Here is a 15,352-nt window from a genome sequence, read left to right as displayed (position 1 = left end):
ATTTTACTAAGTGCTATACTGATAGAGAAATTCATTTATAGGAGATTGATTATGAAAAGAACACCATCTCACACTGAGAAAAAAATAGTTTACAGCATCCGTTCCCTCAAAAATGGAACTGGTTCTGTCCTTATTGGAGCAAGCCTTGTTCTGCTTGCCATGGCCACACCAACTATCTCAGCCAACGAAAGTACTACAAGCAATAAGGGAACTGATAATGAAACTACTACTGCCCTTGCTCAACCTCTTACTGATACAGCAGTTAACTCTGGTAAAAACGAAAGTGATATTTCTTCGCCTAAAAATGCAAACGCTTCCCTAAAGAAAACAGAAGAAAAACCTGCAACAGAGGTACCCACTCCTGCTGCAACTCCAGCCGATTCAGCCCCACAAACCGGACAAGATCGTTCAAGTGAACCAACTACTTCTACGAGTCCAGTAACGACTGAAACTAAGGCAGAAGAGCCAATAGAAGACAACTACTTCCGTATCCATGTCAAAAAGCTTCCTGAAGAAAACAAGGATTCTCAAGGGCTATGGACTTGGGACGATGTTGAAAAACCATCTGAAAATTGGCCAAACGGAGCCTTGTCCTTCAAGGATGCCAAAAAAGATGACTATGGCTATTACCTAGATATCAAATTAAAGGGAGAGCAAGCCAAGAAAATTAGCTTCCTCATCAATAATACAGCTGGGAAAAATCTGACCGGCGATAAATCGGTAGAAAAACTGGCACCAAAGATGAATGAGGCTTGGTTGGACCAAGATCACAAGGTTTTCTCTTACGAGCCACAACCTGCAGGAACTATTCGCGTCAACTACTACCGCACAGATGGCAACTATGATAAAAAGTCTCTCTGGTACTGGGGAGATGTGAAAGAGCCAAGTAGTGGTGAATGGCCTAACGGAACAGACTTTACGGCTACAGGCAAATATGGTCGCTATATCGATATTCCACTCAAAGATGCAGCTAAAGACCTTGGATTTTTATTACTAGACAGAAACAAACAAGGAGACGATGTGAAAATCCGTAAAGAAGATTATAAGTTCACAGATTTAAAAAATCATAGCCAAATTTTCCTAAAAGACGATGATGAATCGATTTACACAAATCCATACTATGTCCATGATATCCGTATGACAGGAGCCCAACACGTAGGCACTTCTAGCATTGAGAGTAGTTTTTCAACACTTGTCGGTGCTAAAAAAGAAGATATCCTCAAACACTCCAACATCACTAATCACCTAGGAAATAAAGTAGCTATCACCGATGTTTCAATCGATGAAGCTGGTAAGAAAGTGACCTACAGCGGAGATTTCTCTGACACAAAACATCCTTATACCGTGAGATACAACGCTGACCAATTCACTACCAAAACAAGCTGGCGTCTGAAAGATGAGACATACAGCTATGATGGTAAACTTGGAGCCGACCTCAAAGAAGAAGGAAAACAAGTTGATTTGACCCTTTGGTCACCAAGTGCTGATAAGGTTTCTGTCGTTGTCTACGACAAGAATAACCCTGAAAAAGTGGTTGGAACTGTCGCTCTTGAAAAAGGGGAAAGAGGAACTTGGAAACAAACTCTAGATAGCACAAACAAATTAGGAATCACAGATTTCACTGGATACTATTATCAATACCAAATCGAGCGTCAGGGTAAAACTGTTCTTGCACTCGATCCTTACGCTAAGTCCCTCGCTGCTTGGAATAGTGACGATGCCAAGATTGACGATGCCCATAAAGTGGCTAAAGCTGCCTTTGTAGATCCAGCCAAACTAGGACCTCAAGACTTAACTTATGGTAAGATTCACAACTTCAAGACTCGTGAAGATGCCGTTATCTACGAAGCTCATGTGCGTGACTTCACTTCAGATCCTGCCATTGCAAAAGACTTGACCAAACCATTTGGTACCTTTGAAGCCTTTATCGAAAAACTAGACTACCTCAAAGACTTGGGTGTGACCCACATCCAGCTCCTTCCAGTCTTGTCTTACTACTTTGTCAATGAATTGAAAAACCATGAACGCTTGTCTGACTATGCTTCAAGCAACAGCAACTATAACTGGGGATATGACCCTCAAAACTACTTCTCATTGACTGGTATGTACTCAAGCGATCCTAAAAATCCAGAAAAACGAATCGCAGAATTTAAAAACCTCATCAACGAAATCCACAAACGTGGCATGGGAGCTATCCTGGACGTAGTTTACAACCATACAGCCAAGGTCGATCTCTTTGAAGATTTAGAACCAAACTACTACCACTTTATGGATGCTGATGGGACACCTCGCACTAGCTTTGGTGGTGGACGCTTGGGAACAACCCACCATATGACCAAACGACTCCTAGTTGACTCTATCAAATATCTAGTTGATACCTACAAAGTAGATGGATTCCGCTTCGATATGATGGGAGACCATGATGCCGCTTCTATCGAAGAAGCGTACAAGGCTGCACGCGCCCTCAATCCAAACCTCATCATGCTTGGTGAAGGTTGGAGAACCTATGCTGGTGATGAAAACATGCCTACTAAAGCTGCTGACCAAGATTGGATGAAACATACCGATACTGTCGCTGTCTTTTCAGATGACATCCGTAACAACCTCAAGTCTGGTTATCCAAACGAAGGCCAACCTGCCTTTATCACAGGTGGCAAGCGTGATATCAACACCATCTTCAAAAATCTCATTGCTCAACCAACCAACTTTGAAGCTGACAGCCCTGGAGATGTCATCCAATACATCGCAGCCCATGATAACTTGACCCTCTTTGATATCATTGCCCAGTCTATCAAAAAAGACCCAAGCAAGGCTGAGAACTATGCTGAAATCCATCGTCGTTTGCGACTTGGAAACCTCATGGTCTTGACAGCTCAAGGAACTCCATTTATCCACTCTGGTCAGGAATATGGTCGCACCAAACAATTCCGTGACCCAGCCTACAAGACTCCAGTAGCAGAGGACAAAGTTCCAAACAAATCTCACTTATTGCGTGATAAGGACGGCAATCCATTTGACTATCCTTACTTCATCCATGACTCTTACGATTCTAGCGATGCTGTCAACAAGTTTGACTGGACTAAAGCTACAGATAGAAAAGCATATCCTGAAAATGTCAAGAGTCGTGACTATATGAAAGGGTTGATTGCCCTTCGTCAATCTACAGATGCCTTTCGACTTAAGAGCCTCAAAGATATCAAAGACCGTGTCCACCTCATCACTGTCCCAGGCCAAAATGGTGTGGAAAAAGAAGATGTAGTGATTGGCTACCAAATCACTGCTCCAAATGGAGACATCTACGCAGTCTTTGTCAATGCGGATGAAAAAGCTCGTGAATTTAATTTGGGAACTGCCTTTGCCCACCTCAGAAATGCTGAAGTTTTAGCAGATGAAAACCAAGCAGGATCCGTAGGAATTGCCAACCCTAAAGGACTTGAGTGGACTGAAAAAGGCTTGAAATTAAATGCCCTTACTGCCACTGTTCTTCGAGTCTCTCAAGGCGGTGCAATTGTCGCCCCAGCTGTGGAAGAAAAACCAGAATTTGACCTTTCTAGCTTAAAACAAGAACAAGGACAATATAATATCCAAGACAATATGTCAAACCGAGTAATCAAACCGGAACATCAAGATCCAGCTCCACAAACTAAACCTGATTCTGCAAAACCAGATACAAAAGTAGCTGATGCGGAAAATAAACCTAGCCAAGCTACAGCTGATTCACAAGCTCAACAACCAGCACAAGAAGCACAAGCATCATCTGTAAAAGAGGCAGTTCAAAACGAATCGGTAGAAAACTCTAGCAAGGATAATATACCTGCTCCCCTAGCTAAACAAGCTGAACTTCCAAATACAGGAACCAAAAACAATCACAAACTCCTGTTTGCAGGAATTAGTCTTCTTGCCCTTCTAGGTCTCGGGTTCTTGCTAAAAAACAAAAAAGAGAACTAAACTAGCCCTCCTATAGAACAATCCCCCAAGCCTTAACGCTCGGGGGATTGATTTTTTTACAATATTTGTCGTCCTAATAAACTTGATTAGGATTTTTTATTAAGCCTCTTCGAAAATCAAATTCAAACCACGTCAGCTTCACCTTGCCGTACTCAAGTACAACCTGCGGCTAGCTTCCTAGTTTGCTCACAAGAAAAAGCCTAGATAACTAGACTTTTTTAGCTTATTCTACCGTTACTGACTTAGCAAGGTTACGTGGTTTGTCCACATCAAGTCCACGGTGAAGGGTTGCAAAGTAAGCGACCAATTGTGTTGGTACGACCATTGAGATTGGTGAGAGGTAAGGGTGTACAGTCGTAAGGACGATATCGTCTGTATCTTTGGCAACATTTTCTTCTGCAATAGTGAGAACTTTGGCACCACGGGCTGCCACCTCTTGGATATTTCCACGAGTATGGTTGGCAAGGACCGGATCTGACAAGAGAGCCAAGACAGGCGTTCCCTCTTCAATCAAGGCAATAGTTCCGTGCTTGAGTTCTCCTGCCGCAAAACCTTCACACTGGATATAAGAAATCTCTTTAAGTTTGAGACTTGCTTCCATGGCTACATAGTAATCTTGACCACGTCCGATGTAAAAGGCATTGCGAGTTGTTTCAAGTAGCTCTCTTACTTTAGATTCAATGGTTTCTTTCTCTGAAAGAGTTGATTCGATAGACTGAGCTACGATTGACAATTCATGAACCAGGTCAAAGGCTTGCGCTTTGGCATTGCCATTTGCTTCTCCTACTGCTTTTGCAAGAAAGGCAAGGGCTGCAATTTGTGCTGTATAGGCCTTGGTTGATGCCACGGCAATTTCAGGACCTGCATGAAGAAGCATAGTATGGTTAGCTTCACGAGAAAGAGTTGAGCCTGGTACGTTTGTCACTGTCAAGCTTGGGATTCCCATTTCATTAGCCTTAACCAAAACCTGACGGCTATCCGCTGTTTCACCAGATTGGCTGATAAAGATGAAGAGTGGTTTCTTGCTGAGAAGTGGCATACCGTAGCCCCACTCAGATGAGATTCCAAGTTCAACTGGTGTATCTGTCAATTCTTCCAACATTTTCTTAGAAGCAAATCCTGCGTGGTAAGATGTCCCAGCTGCAAGGATGTAGATACGGTCTGCGTCTTGAACAGCCTGGATGATAGCTGGGTCTACGACAACTTGACCAGCCTCATCTGTGTAGGCTTGGATGAGTTTACGCATAACCGTTGGTTGCTCATCGATTTCCTTAAGCATGTAGTAAGGGTAAGTTCCCTTACCGATATCAGACAAGTCAAGTTCCGCAGTATAGCTAGCACGTTCACGACTGTTGCCATCATAGTCTTGAACTTCCACACTATCAGCCTTGACGATTACCAACTCTTGGTCATGAATTTCCATGTATTGGTTGGTTTCACGAATCATAGCCATAGCATCTGAGCAGACCATGTTATATCCTTCCCCAAGACCAATCAAAAGTGGTGATTTATTCTTAGCTACGTAGATAACTTCAGGATCTTGTGAGTCAACCAAGGCAAAGGCATAAGAACCACGGATGATGTGAAGAGCTTTTTTGAAGGCTTCAAGAACTGACAAGCTATCTTCTTCTGCAAATTTTCCAATCAAGTGAACGGCGATTTCCGTATCTGTTTGCCCTTTGAAGTGGTGACCTGCAAGGTATTCTTCCTTGATTTCAAGGTAGTTCTCAATCACCCCATTGTGCACCAAAACAAAACGTTCTGTCTCAGAGCGGTGTGGGTGAGCATTGTCTTCCGTTGGTTTCCCGTGAGTCGCCCAACGAGTATGTCCGATACCAGTTGTTCCCTCAACACCAGCTGTCTTGGCAGACAATTCTGCTATACGACCAACAGCCTTGACTAGATGGTTTTCAGCACCACCTAGAACAAAAATCCCCGCAGAATCATAGCCACGGTATTCGAGCTTTTCAAGTCCTTGAATCAAAATATCAGTTGCATTTGTGTTCCCAACAACACCAACAATTCCACACATAGTATATACGACACAGACCAGCTGTGCTTTCTCCTTAAAATTGGTATAGTCTAATTCCTCTTTTATAGAATCAGCAAAAACAGTATATACTTGTTTCTTTCACTTGTCAAGAGTAAAAATTGGTATAGTTCATATCAACTTCTTATAAATAAAAAACTCTGACCAATTAGGATAATCAGTCAGAGTCCTTTTTAAAATCCATTATTATCGCTTAATTCCTTGAACCAATGCCCTGATTTCTTCAGACGACGTTCTTGCGTTTCCAAGTCTAATTCGACCAAGCCATAGCGATTTTTATAGCTATTGAGCCATGACCAACAGTCAATAAAGGTCCAAATTAAGTAGCCCCTACAATTGGCTCCGTCTTCAATGGCACGGTGAAGTTCACGAAGATGACCTTTTACAAAGTCAATACGATAATCATCTTGAATCATTCCATCTTGACGGAATTTTTCTTCCCCTTCAACACCCATGCCATTCTCTGTCAACATCCACTCGATATTGCCATAGTTTTCCTTGATATTTTGGGCGATGTCATAAATCCCTTGCTCATAAATTTCCCAGCCACGGTGAGGATTAATTTTACGTCCAGGCATAACATATGGCTCGTAAAAATGTTCTGGCAAGAGTGGACTCTCTGGATTCTTAGCAAATCGAGGTGCCATAACTCGCAAAGGTTGATAGTAGTTGACACCAAGGAAATCTACTGTATTGTCACGAATAAGCTCCAATTCTTCCTCTGTGGTATCAGGTAAGAGACCGTGTTCATGCAAGATTTCTACCAACTCCTGTGGATAAGTCCCCAAAACAGACGGATCTAAGAAAGATTGGGCCTGAAAAAGGTCCGCAATGCGAGCTGCCTTGACATCAGCAGGATGCTGGCTACGTGGATAAGCCGGTGTCAAGTTTAAGACAATCCCAATCTTAGAGTCAGGCAAGAGTTCATGACAGGCCTTGACCGCTCGACTACTGGCTAATTGTGTGTGATAGGCTACTTTAACCGCTGCTTCTGCATCCACCTTATGTGGATAATGCGCATCGTAAAAATAGCCAAATTCTACAGGAACGATGGGCTCGTTAAAGGTAATCCATTGATCCACTAAATCTCCATAAGTCTCAAAACAAAAACGAGCATAGTTTTCATAGGCTGAGACAGTCGCCTTATTTTCCCAACCATCACCATCCTCTTGAAGGGCAAAAGGCAGATCAAAATGATAAAGATTGACTAAAAGACGAATCCCTTTAGCCTTAATAGCCTCAAAAACCTTACGATAAAAATCCACACCTTGAGGATTGACTTTTCCACAGCCTTGTGGAAAAATCCGTGACCACTGAATAGAAGTCCGAAAGGCCGTGTGGCCAGTCGCTAACAAGAGCTCAATATCCTGTTCCCAATTTTCATAAAATGTTGATGTTTTATCTGGACCAATCCCATTATAGTAACGATTTGGCTCCACTTGGTACCAATAATCCCAGAGATTATCTCCCTTACCGTCACCAGCTACACGTCCTTCTGTTTGTGGTCCAGAAGTAGAGGATCCCCAGACAAAATCCTTTGGAAATCTTAGCATACATTTACCTCTTTATCTACTCATTTTTCCCATTATATAGAAAAAACAAGGTAAAAACTAGTTACATTTTTTCCTTGTTTTTCTTCTGATTATAGTTTTTATTTCTTGCTGAGAATTTCAAGCGTTTCAAGCAAGTTATCTGCATGAACTTCGATGGTATCACCAGTCGCTTTAATCTTCACTTCTACGATACCATCAGCTGCTTTCTTCCCAACAGTGATACGGATTGGCAATCCAATCAAGTCACTATCGCTGAATTTAACACCAACACGTTCGTTACGGTCATCTGTCAAGACTTCGTAACCAGCTCCCATCAAGCTTACTTCAAGTTTTTCTGTCAAGGCTTGCGCTTCATCATCCTTGACATTGACAGTGATCAAGTGCACATCAAATGGTGCCAATTCTTTAGGGAAGTTGATTCCCCAAGCGTAACGGTATTCACCTTTTGGCGTTTTGTTAACAAAGAGGCGAGCGTGTTGCTCCATCACTGCTGAAAGGAGACGGCTGACACCGATACCGTAACATCCCATGATAATTGGCACAGCACGGCCATTTTCGTCCAAAACATCTGCTCCCATACTTGCTGAATAGCGAGTGCCGAGTTTGAAGATGTGACCAATTTCGATACCACGCGCAAAGTTAAGGACACCTTGTCCGTCTGGAGAAATTTCACCCTCACGAACTTCACGGATATCCACATATTCTGCAGTAAAATCACGGCCTGGGTTCACACCAGTCAAGTGGTAGCCATCTTCGTTAGCACCGACAACTGCATTGCGAACATCTTGCACTTTACGATCTGCAATAATTTTAATATTCTCTGGCAAACCAACTGGTCCAAGTGAACCAAAACCTGCTTGAACAAGATTCGCCACTTCTTCTTCGCTAGCAACATCAAAGAAATCTACTCCCAAGTGGTTTTTCAACTTAACTTCGTTGAGTTGGTCATTTCCAACTAGAAGGGCCGCAACAAGCTCACCATCTGCCATGTAGAAGAGGGTTTTAATCGTTTGTTCTTCTGGGACGTTGAGGAAGGCTGCCACTTCATCGATTGACTTAACATCTGGCGTTGCAACACGAGTCACTTCTTCTTCAGCGACAACACGGTTGCTTGGTTTGTACTCGTTTGTTGCCATTTCCAAGTTAGCCGCATAGCTAGATTCACTTGAGTAAGCAATGGTATCTTCACCAGAGACCATCCATTTGAGCAATTCTGCCTTGATTTCTTCTTGTACTTCTGCAGGAATTTCGTCAAATGAGGCAACTGACTTGTCCAAGACAACCCAGCGGTCAAGGTCTGTACGAGCAGGAGTAATGGCCATAAATTCTTGGCTGTCCTTACCACCCATGGCTCCACCGTCACCAATGATAGCCTTGAAGTCTAAACCACTACGAGTAAAAATACGCTCATAAGCAGCCTTGTACTCATCGTAAACACTGTCCAAGCTATCATAGTTAGCGTGGAAACTGTAAGCATCTTTCATGATAAACTCACGTGTACGGAGTAGTCCATTACGTGGGCGTTTTTCATCACGATACTTAGGCTGGATTTGGTAAAGGTTGAGTGGCAATTGCTTGTAAGACTTAACAGAATCACGGACAATAGCTGTAAAGGTTTCTTCGTGAGTTGGACCTAGGATAAAGTCTGATTTTTCACGGTTTTTTAGTTTGTAAAGGTCCTCACCATAAGTTTCATAACGGCCTGATTCGCGCCACAATTCTGCACTGAGAAGGGCTGGAGCTAACATCTCAACGGCACCAATCTTGTCGAATTCTTGACGCATGATATTTTTAGCTTTTTCAATCACACGGTTGGCAAGTGGTAGGTATGAATAAACACCTGCTGAGACTTGACGAACATAACCAGCTCGCAACATAAGAGCATGGCTGATAACTTGAGCATCGCTTGGCATTTCGCGAAGCGTTGGGATAGGCATTTTACTTTGTTTCATAATATTCCTCGATTATCTAAAAAAGAGTCGCATGATGTCATTCCAGGTCACAGCAATCATCAAGACAACCATGATGACCACTCCGGCCAAGGTGACATAGGTTTCAATTTCTTGTTTCAATGGTTTGCGGCGGATGGCTTCCAGGATATTGAGCACAATCTTACCACCATCCAGAGCTGGAATCGGAATAAGATTAAAAATCCCAATATTGATGGAAATCACTGCCAAGAAGTACAAGACATTCTCAATTCCATTTTTAGCGGCATCACTACTTGCCTTAAAGATAGCAACAGGTCCACCCAGCTTGTTCAAATCCGGTTGGAAAATCAAATTTTTCAGTTCTGAGAGAATTCGGAGGGCCGAGTCAGTAGCAGTTGTAAAACCACCTACAAACATGGATACAAAATCTGACTTAATCCCCGGTTGAACACCTAGAAGGTAACGGCCTTGACTTTCTTCGGGTGTAACAGTGACTTGTTTGTCACTCCCCTTTTCAGAAATAGTCACATCCAAAGTCGGGGCCGTCTTATCTTTGGTTTCTGTTTCCACAGCCTGAATCAAGCTTTCCCAGTTGTTAATCTCATGTGAGCCAATCTTGGTAATTTGTGCCGTTTCTGGCACTCCCACCTTGGCCAAAGCCCCTTGGGGCATGACATGGAACTGGTTAGTATCAACATCTCTGACGCCACCCTGCATGAAGATTAAAATCCAAAAAACAACGACACCTAAGATAAAGTTATTCATAGGTCCTGCAAAGTTGGTAATCAGTTTGCCCCAGATAGTTGCATTTTGATATTGAACATCCAAGGGAGCAATCCGAACCTCAGTACCATCTGCTTCCACAACCGTTGCATCGTGATCTACTGCAAATGTTTTTTCTTCTTCCAGAACCAAACCCTTGATAAAAAGCTTGTCTTCAAAGTCAAACTGGGTCACCTGCATAGGAAGAGCTGTTTGATCTAATTTTTTACCAGAAAGATTGATGCGCTTAACCTTACCATCATCAGCAAGAGTCAAACTGACAGGAGTTCCTGTCTTGATTTCAGTTGTATCATCACCCCAACCGGCCATGCGAACATAGCCACCCAGAGGCAAGATTCGAATGGTATAGGCCGTTCCATCCTTGCCAATGTGAGCAAAGATTTTGGGGCCCATTCCAATGGCAAATTCACGCACTAGAATCCCTGATTTCTTGGCAAAGTAGAAGTGTCCGAACTCGTGCACTACCACAATAATCCCGAAAACCAGAATAAAGGTTAAAATTCCGAGCATAGTATTTCCTCCGTCTTTTGATTAAAAGAGTCCAAATAAGTGCATAATTGGAAATACAAGTAGCATACTATCAAAGCGATCCAAAACACCACCATGTCCAGGAATAAATTTCCCAGAATCCTTGACACCAAAGTGACGCTTGATCGAACTTTCTAGTAAATCACCGAATTGTCCAGCAATGCTAAAGAAAATAGCAAAGACTGACATCTTGTAAATTCCATACGGAAGAGCAACTGTTCTGTCAAACATCATAAAGATGATAGTTACTAAAATAGCACCTAAAATACCACCCAAGGCACCCTCAAAGGTTTTATTTGGAGAAACTGTCGGAGCTAATTTTCGTTTACCATAGTTCATCCCAACAAGATAGGCACCACTGTCTGTTGCCCAAACAATACACAAGGCTAATAGTGCCTTATCTAAACCTGCAATTCTAGCATCTAATAGAGCATTAAAACCAAAGCCCACATAGAAACTCATAGCAAGAGGGAAAACCGCATCCTCAATCGTATAGGACTTGCTAAACACAGTCGTTCCTAACATGATTGAAATCAAAACACTATAGGCAACCACATTCCCATCAACTGGCAAAAAAGTCAGGTAATTCTCCAAGGGAATGGTTAAGGCAAAGGTTGCAAAGAGGGTCAAGAGGCCCTCCATCGTCATGGTCTCTAGACCTCTCATCTTCAAAAGTTCATGCATGGCTAGCATGGCTATGATTCCAATTGCTATCTGCAGCAAGAGTCCCCCAATCATTAAAATTGGTAGGAAAATAGCCAGGGCAATCCCTGCAAACAAGGTTCTTTTCTGTAAATCCTGTGTCATATTTCCTCCTAAACTCCTCCAAATCGGCGATGACGACGATTGTAGGCAAGAATGGCTTCCTGCAAGGCCGCCTCGTCAAAATCAGGCCACAAGGTATCCGTAAAATAGAGCTCACTGTAGGCTCCCTGCCATGGAAGGAAATTGCTCAAACGCAATTCTCCACTAGTACGGATAATCAAGTCTGGGTCTCGTAAGTCCTTAGGCAAATGCTGGGTGAAGAGATAGTTGCCAATCAATTCCTCTGTGATGTCACCTGGGTTGATTTTGGCATCTAACACATCCTGGGAAATCAACTTAAGAGCCTGTGTAATCTCAGCACGTCCACCATAGTTGAGGGCAAAATTAAGAATCAAACCTGTGTTGTTCTTAGTCAATTCCTCAGCTTTAGTCAGAGCTTCAAAGGTTTGCTTAGGCAGGCGGTCCGTTTCCCCAATCATTTGAATCTTAACATTATTCGCATGCAATTCCGGGACATAATTATCATAAAACTCTACTGGCAAGTTCATGATAAACTTGACTTCCTGATCTGGACGGGTCCAGTTTTCTGTAGAAAAAGCATAGACCGTAATAACCTTAACGCCTAGTTTGTTGGCTGCCTTGGTCACAGTTTGCAATGCTTCCATGCCCGCCTTATGTCCGAAGACTCGCGGTTGCATACGTTTCTTAGCCCAACGACCATTCCCATCCATGATGATGCCGATATGAGCAGGAACCTGTGTCGGAACCTCTACTTCCACAGCCCTATCTTTCTTAAAAAATCCAAACATGATCTTATTCCTATTCAAAAATCTATCGTTTCATTATACCATATTTCCCTATTTTCTTCTATCACTAAGCTATTTATACTCTTCGAAAATCTCTTCAAACCACGTCAGCTCTATCTGCAACCTCAAAACAGCGTTTTGAGCAACCTGCGGCTAGCTTCCTAGTTTGCTCTTTGATTTTCATTGAGTATTATTCTCAGGCACAAAGCCCATTTTTCAAAAAAATAAGTCGCCTGATTGGGCGACTCTATTTTTTATAGGGAGATTATTATGAAAAAGTTTTAGGAGTTTAAGTTAAGATCTTCTTAACTTATGAACTTAGTATACACTTCCTAGCTTAAAGTTTCCTTAAGTATTTTTAAAAATCAAATTTTTCCATTTCTCCTGCCAATTTTTCTTGGATAATCGTGTTCGATAAAGTTCCATTCGGTCTTCATTCTCTAAAAAATGAGGAGTTGGACGAACTTGAAAATTCAAAATATCCTCCAAACCATAAGGTGCATAGAGTTCAAAATCGGATTTTTTATTCAAGCGTAGTCCAACAGCCGTACATCGTTCTGGATACTTACTCATGGCATCACGGGAACTGGTATAGGGAGCAGTATGAGGGCTGTGCTGGTGCATATAGACTTGATTTTTCAACTCCCACTGGTACTGAGGAAAATCCTCTCGCAGTTTTTTCTCTAGGGACAAGGTTTCCTCATAAGAAAGATTTGGATCAAAGAAAATCACATCTACATCTGTTTCACAGTCAAAAGGGGATTTGTCTGACAAGAGATTCCAGATAAAATTTCTGACAGAACCTGCTGCCAACCACGAATCTTTCAACTCCAGGTTTCGGATGATAGTCAGAATAGCCATCATATCTGGATTTTTTCCAAAAGCCTCTAGAATTTCTTTCTTATTTTTCATTGTACTCATACCCCAAATGCTCATATGCCTTAGCAGTCGCCACCCGTCCAGACCGTGTCCGCATAATAAAACCTTTTTGAATCAAGTAAGGCTCATACATATCTTCAACTGTCTCACGTTCTTCTGCTATGTTAACAGAAAGAGTTCCTAAGCCGACGGGACCACCACCGTACATCTCAATCATGGTCCGAAGAATTTTCTGGTCCACATAGTCCAGACCTTCATGGTCAACATCCAGCATGGTCAGAGCCTTATCGGTAATAACATCATCGATAACCCCATTCCCCATAATCTGGGCAAAATCGCGCACGCGCTTGAGGAGGCGATTGGCAATACGAGGAGTACCTCGACTACGTAGGGCCAGCTCAGAAGCTGCCTCATGAGTAATTTCCATCTCAAAAATATCTGCCGTCCGCTCAACAATTTCTGTCAAGTCAGCATGGGCATAGTATTCCATATGCCCCGTAATCCCAAAACGTGCCCGTAGAGGATTTGACAGCATACCAGCCCGAGTCGTCGCACCAATCAAGGTAAAAGGTGGCAACTCCAAATGAACACTGCGACTGCCTTCACCAGCTCCAATCATGATGTCAATGTAGAAGTCCTCCATAGCACTATAAAGCACCTCTTCCACCGACATGGGCAAGCGATGAATCTCATCAATAAAAAGGACATCCCCAGGCTCTAAGTCATTCAAAATCGCTACCAAATCACCAGCTTTTTCGATAACAGGACCCGACGTCTGCTTGAGATTGACACCCAGTTCGTTTGCAATAACAAAGGCCATGGTCGTCTTCCCCAAACCTGGAGGCCCGAAAAGGAGCACATGATCCAGCGCTTCATCCCGCATTTTAGCGGCTTCGATAAAGATTTGAAGCTGGTCCTTAACCTTATCCTGCCCGATATATTCACGTAAATACTGAGGACGGAGCGTGCGTTCTACTAACTCCTCATCCCCCATTATCTCATTATCTAAAATTCTGCTCATGTTTCTATTATAGCAAAAATCCAAGCCACAAACAAAAAAGCCACCTGATTAGATGACCCCCGAATTTAGCACTTTATTCTACATCACTGCTTCATCGCCTGCGATAGGAAGTAAGATAGCCCATGATGGAACTAATCCTTAAAACTATCATCGGACCAATTGTGGTCGGTGTTGTTCTTCGATTAGTCGATAAATGGCTAAACAAGGACAAATAGTGTCAAAAAAGACCTCAAGCTTAATGTGGAAGTTAGCTTGAGGTCTTTTCTAGCCTATGATATAGAACTAGTACTCAATTCCTTTTTATTATCCCACAGTTCACAAAATTTGTCAAAGTTTTATATCCTCATCTACTCAGCTTCTCATTTATAAGCAAAAATAATGTTCATCATGCGTTTATCTGCCAACAAATAAAGGAGACATGCCACCAAGGTAATCAGCCACACGGCATATACAGAAACTGTTAAAACCGTGAATTCCTCCATGATGATTAGTAGTAAATTTGCCAGATAATATCTCCCAACAACCGTTGTTAAAGTAAACAAACCTGCAAATGACAATAAAAAGGCAAGTGGTAGGGCAAGAATAAGTTCCTTCCGATATTTTCCTAAGAAGAGGACAATAATGCCAGCAGACAGTGTATAAGCAAAAGCAATTACTCCATAACCAAATCCCCACGATAAAATTGTAAGACTAGAGAAAGCAAAATCACCATCCATTAGCTCTAGGACAACCATAGCCAAAAAGGTGAATTCACTGACTAGTAGATTTATCAATAAAGTAAGCATAAACTTCGCTTGGAGTAATTGTTTCAAATCGACAGGAATCAGTCTGAGATTTGAAATCGTTTTAGACACTTGTTCTATTCTTATCAAATCCACTAAAATCATGCTCGAAAAAGGGAGGAGAAAATAGTAGTTCAAAAAGAAGAAACCATTTTCTACATACCAACCATTCACACTACCGTACGAATGCCCTTGATAAATCTGATGACCAATCATAAACTCTAACAAAAAGAGCAGGATGGCTACAAAGGGAATCATATACAGTATCTTTCGCCTTCTTAGTTTAGTCAATTCTAGCATCAACAT

Annotated in this window: 11 protein-coding genes; 2 read left to right on the top strand and 9 right to left on the bottom strand. The window is 42.2% G+C overall.

The features are described 5' to 3' along the window. The first annotated feature begins 51 nt into the window (after positions 1–51). Positions 52–3,948, top strand: coding sequence for a pullulanase (locus D8836_RS01110; protein ID WP_125392889.1), 3,897 nt, complete (start codon positions 52–54; stop codon positions 3,946–3,948). Positions 3,949–4,171: 223 nt separating this feature from the next. Here D8836_RS01110 and glmS read toward each other — a convergent pair whose 3' ends face one another. From glmS to ruvB, 8 genes are all read right to left on the bottom strand, one after another. Continuing rightward, entirely contained in the window at positions 4,172–5,980 is a 1,809-nt protein-coding gene (glmS, locus tag D8836_RS01105; protein WP_125392888.1) for a glutamine--fructose-6-phosphate transaminase (isomerizing), read from the bottom strand. 191 nt (positions 5,981–6,171) lie between these two features. Next, positions 6,172–7,551 (bottom strand): 6-phospho-beta-glucosidase, encoded by a 1,380-nt coding sequence (bglA, locus tag D8836_RS01100; RefSeq protein WP_125392887.1) that lies wholly within the window; start codon positions 7,549–7,551, stop codon positions 6,172–6,174. Positions 7,552–7,649: 98 nt separating this feature from the next. Next, positions 7,650–9,503 (bottom strand): proline--tRNA ligase, encoded by a 1,854-nt coding sequence (locus D8836_RS01095; RefSeq protein WP_125392886.1) that lies wholly within the window; start codon positions 9,501–9,503, stop codon positions 7,650–7,652. A 12-nt stretch (positions 9,504–9,515) separates the two neighbouring features. Continuing rightward, on the bottom strand, positions 9,516–10,775 hold the full coding sequence (gene rseP / locus D8836_RS01090; RefSeq protein ID WP_004255204.1) for an RIP metalloprotease RseP: 1,260 nt from the start codon (positions 10,773–10,775) through the stop codon (positions 9,516–9,518). A 21-nt stretch (positions 10,776–10,796) separates the two neighbouring features. Further along, positions 10,797–11,600: a phosphatidate cytidylyltransferase gene (locus tag D8836_RS01085; protein WP_000189852.1), complete on the bottom strand. Its 804-nt coding sequence runs from the start codon at positions 11,598–11,600 to the stop codon at positions 10,797–10,799. A gap of 8 nt (positions 11,601–11,608) precedes the next feature. Further along, on the bottom strand, positions 11,609–12,367 hold the full coding sequence (locus D8836_RS01080; protein ID WP_004255202.1) for an isoprenyl transferase: 759 nt from the start codon (positions 12,365–12,367) through the stop codon (positions 11,609–11,611). Positions 12,368–12,712: 345 nt separating this feature from the next. Then, positions 12,713–13,285 carry a nucleotidyltransferase family protein gene (locus D8836_RS01070; RefSeq protein ID WP_094753246.1) on the bottom strand — a complete coding sequence of 191 codons (573 nt, stop codon included), beginning with the start codon at positions 13,283–13,285 and terminating at the stop codon, positions 12,713–12,715. Further along, positions 13,266–14,264, bottom strand: a complete 999-nt coding sequence (gene ruvB / locus D8836_RS01065) for a Holliday junction branch migration DNA helicase RuvB (RefSeq protein WP_009014280.1) — start codon at positions 14,262–14,264, stop codon at positions 13,266–13,268. Before ruvB ends, D8836_RS01070 begins: the two co-directional genes overlap by 20 nt. Positions 14,265–14,386: 122 nt before the next feature. Between ruvB and D8836_RS01060 the strand changes: the two genes are divergently transcribed. After that, positions 14,387–14,479, top strand: a complete 93-nt coding sequence (locus D8836_RS01060; protein ID WP_050101940.1) for a type I toxin-antitoxin system Fst family toxin — start codon at positions 14,387–14,389, stop codon at positions 14,477–14,479. Positions 14,480–14,623: 144 nt separating this feature from the next. Here the strand turns inward: D8836_RS01060 and D8836_RS01055 are convergent, their stop codons facing one another. Further along, a complete protein-coding gene (locus D8836_RS01055) occupies positions 14,624–15,346 on the bottom strand; it encodes an ABC transporter permease (RefSeq protein ID WP_225306564.1) in 723 nt (240 codons plus the stop codon). Positions 15,347–15,352 lie beyond the last annotated feature (6 nt).

The organism is Streptococcus mitis, assembly GCF_003942995.1.
Lineage (GTDB): Bacteria > Bacillota > Bacilli > Lactobacillales > Streptococcaceae > Streptococcus > Streptococcus mitis_CV.
The sequence above is the reverse complement of the archived record's forward strand: the minus strand, read 5'-3'. Positions and strand labels throughout refer to the sequence as shown.

Excerpts from the sequence above, each read along its gene's own strand:
- D8836_RS01110 (WP_125392889.1), top strand. The coding sequence starts at position 52 with ATGAAAAGAACACCATCTCACACTGAGAAAAAAATAGTTTACAGCATC.
- glmS (WP_125392888.1), bottom strand. The coding sequence starts at position 5,980 with ATGTGTGGAATTGTTGGTGTTGTTGGGAACACAAATGCAACTGATATT.
- bglA (WP_125392887.1), bottom strand. The coding sequence starts at position 7,551 with ATGCTAAGATTTCCAAAGGATTTTGTCTGGGGATCCTCTACTTCTGGA.
- D8836_RS01095 (WP_125392886.1), bottom strand. The coding sequence starts at position 9,503 with ATGAAACAAAGTAAAATGCCTATCCCAACGCTTCGCGAAATGCCAAGC.
- rseP (WP_004255204.1), bottom strand. The coding sequence starts at position 10,775 with ATGCTCGGAATTTTAACCTTTATTCTGGTTTTCGGGATTATTGTGGTA.
- D8836_RS01085 (WP_000189852.1), bottom strand. The coding sequence starts at position 11,600 with ATGACACAGGATTTACAGAAAAGAACCTTGTTTGCAGGGATTGCCCTG.
- D8836_RS01080 (WP_004255202.1), bottom strand. The coding sequence starts at position 12,367 with ATGTTTGGATTTTTTAAGAAAGATAGGGCTGTGGAAGTAGAGGTTCCG.
- D8836_RS01070 (WP_094753246.1), bottom strand. The coding sequence starts at position 13,285 with ATGAGTACAATGAAAAATAAGAAAGAAATTCTAGAGGCTTTTGGAAAA.
- ruvB (WP_009014280.1), bottom strand. The coding sequence starts at position 14,264 with ATGAGCAGAATTTTAGATAATGAGATAATGGGGGATGAGGAGTTAGTA.
- D8836_RS01060 (WP_050101940.1), top strand. The coding sequence starts at position 14,387 with ATGATGGAACTAATCCTTAAAACTATCATCGGACCAATTGTGGTCGGT.
- D8836_RS01055 (WP_225306564.1), bottom strand. The coding sequence starts at position 15,346 with ATGCTAGAATTGACTAAACTAAGAAGGCGAAAGATACTGTATATGATT.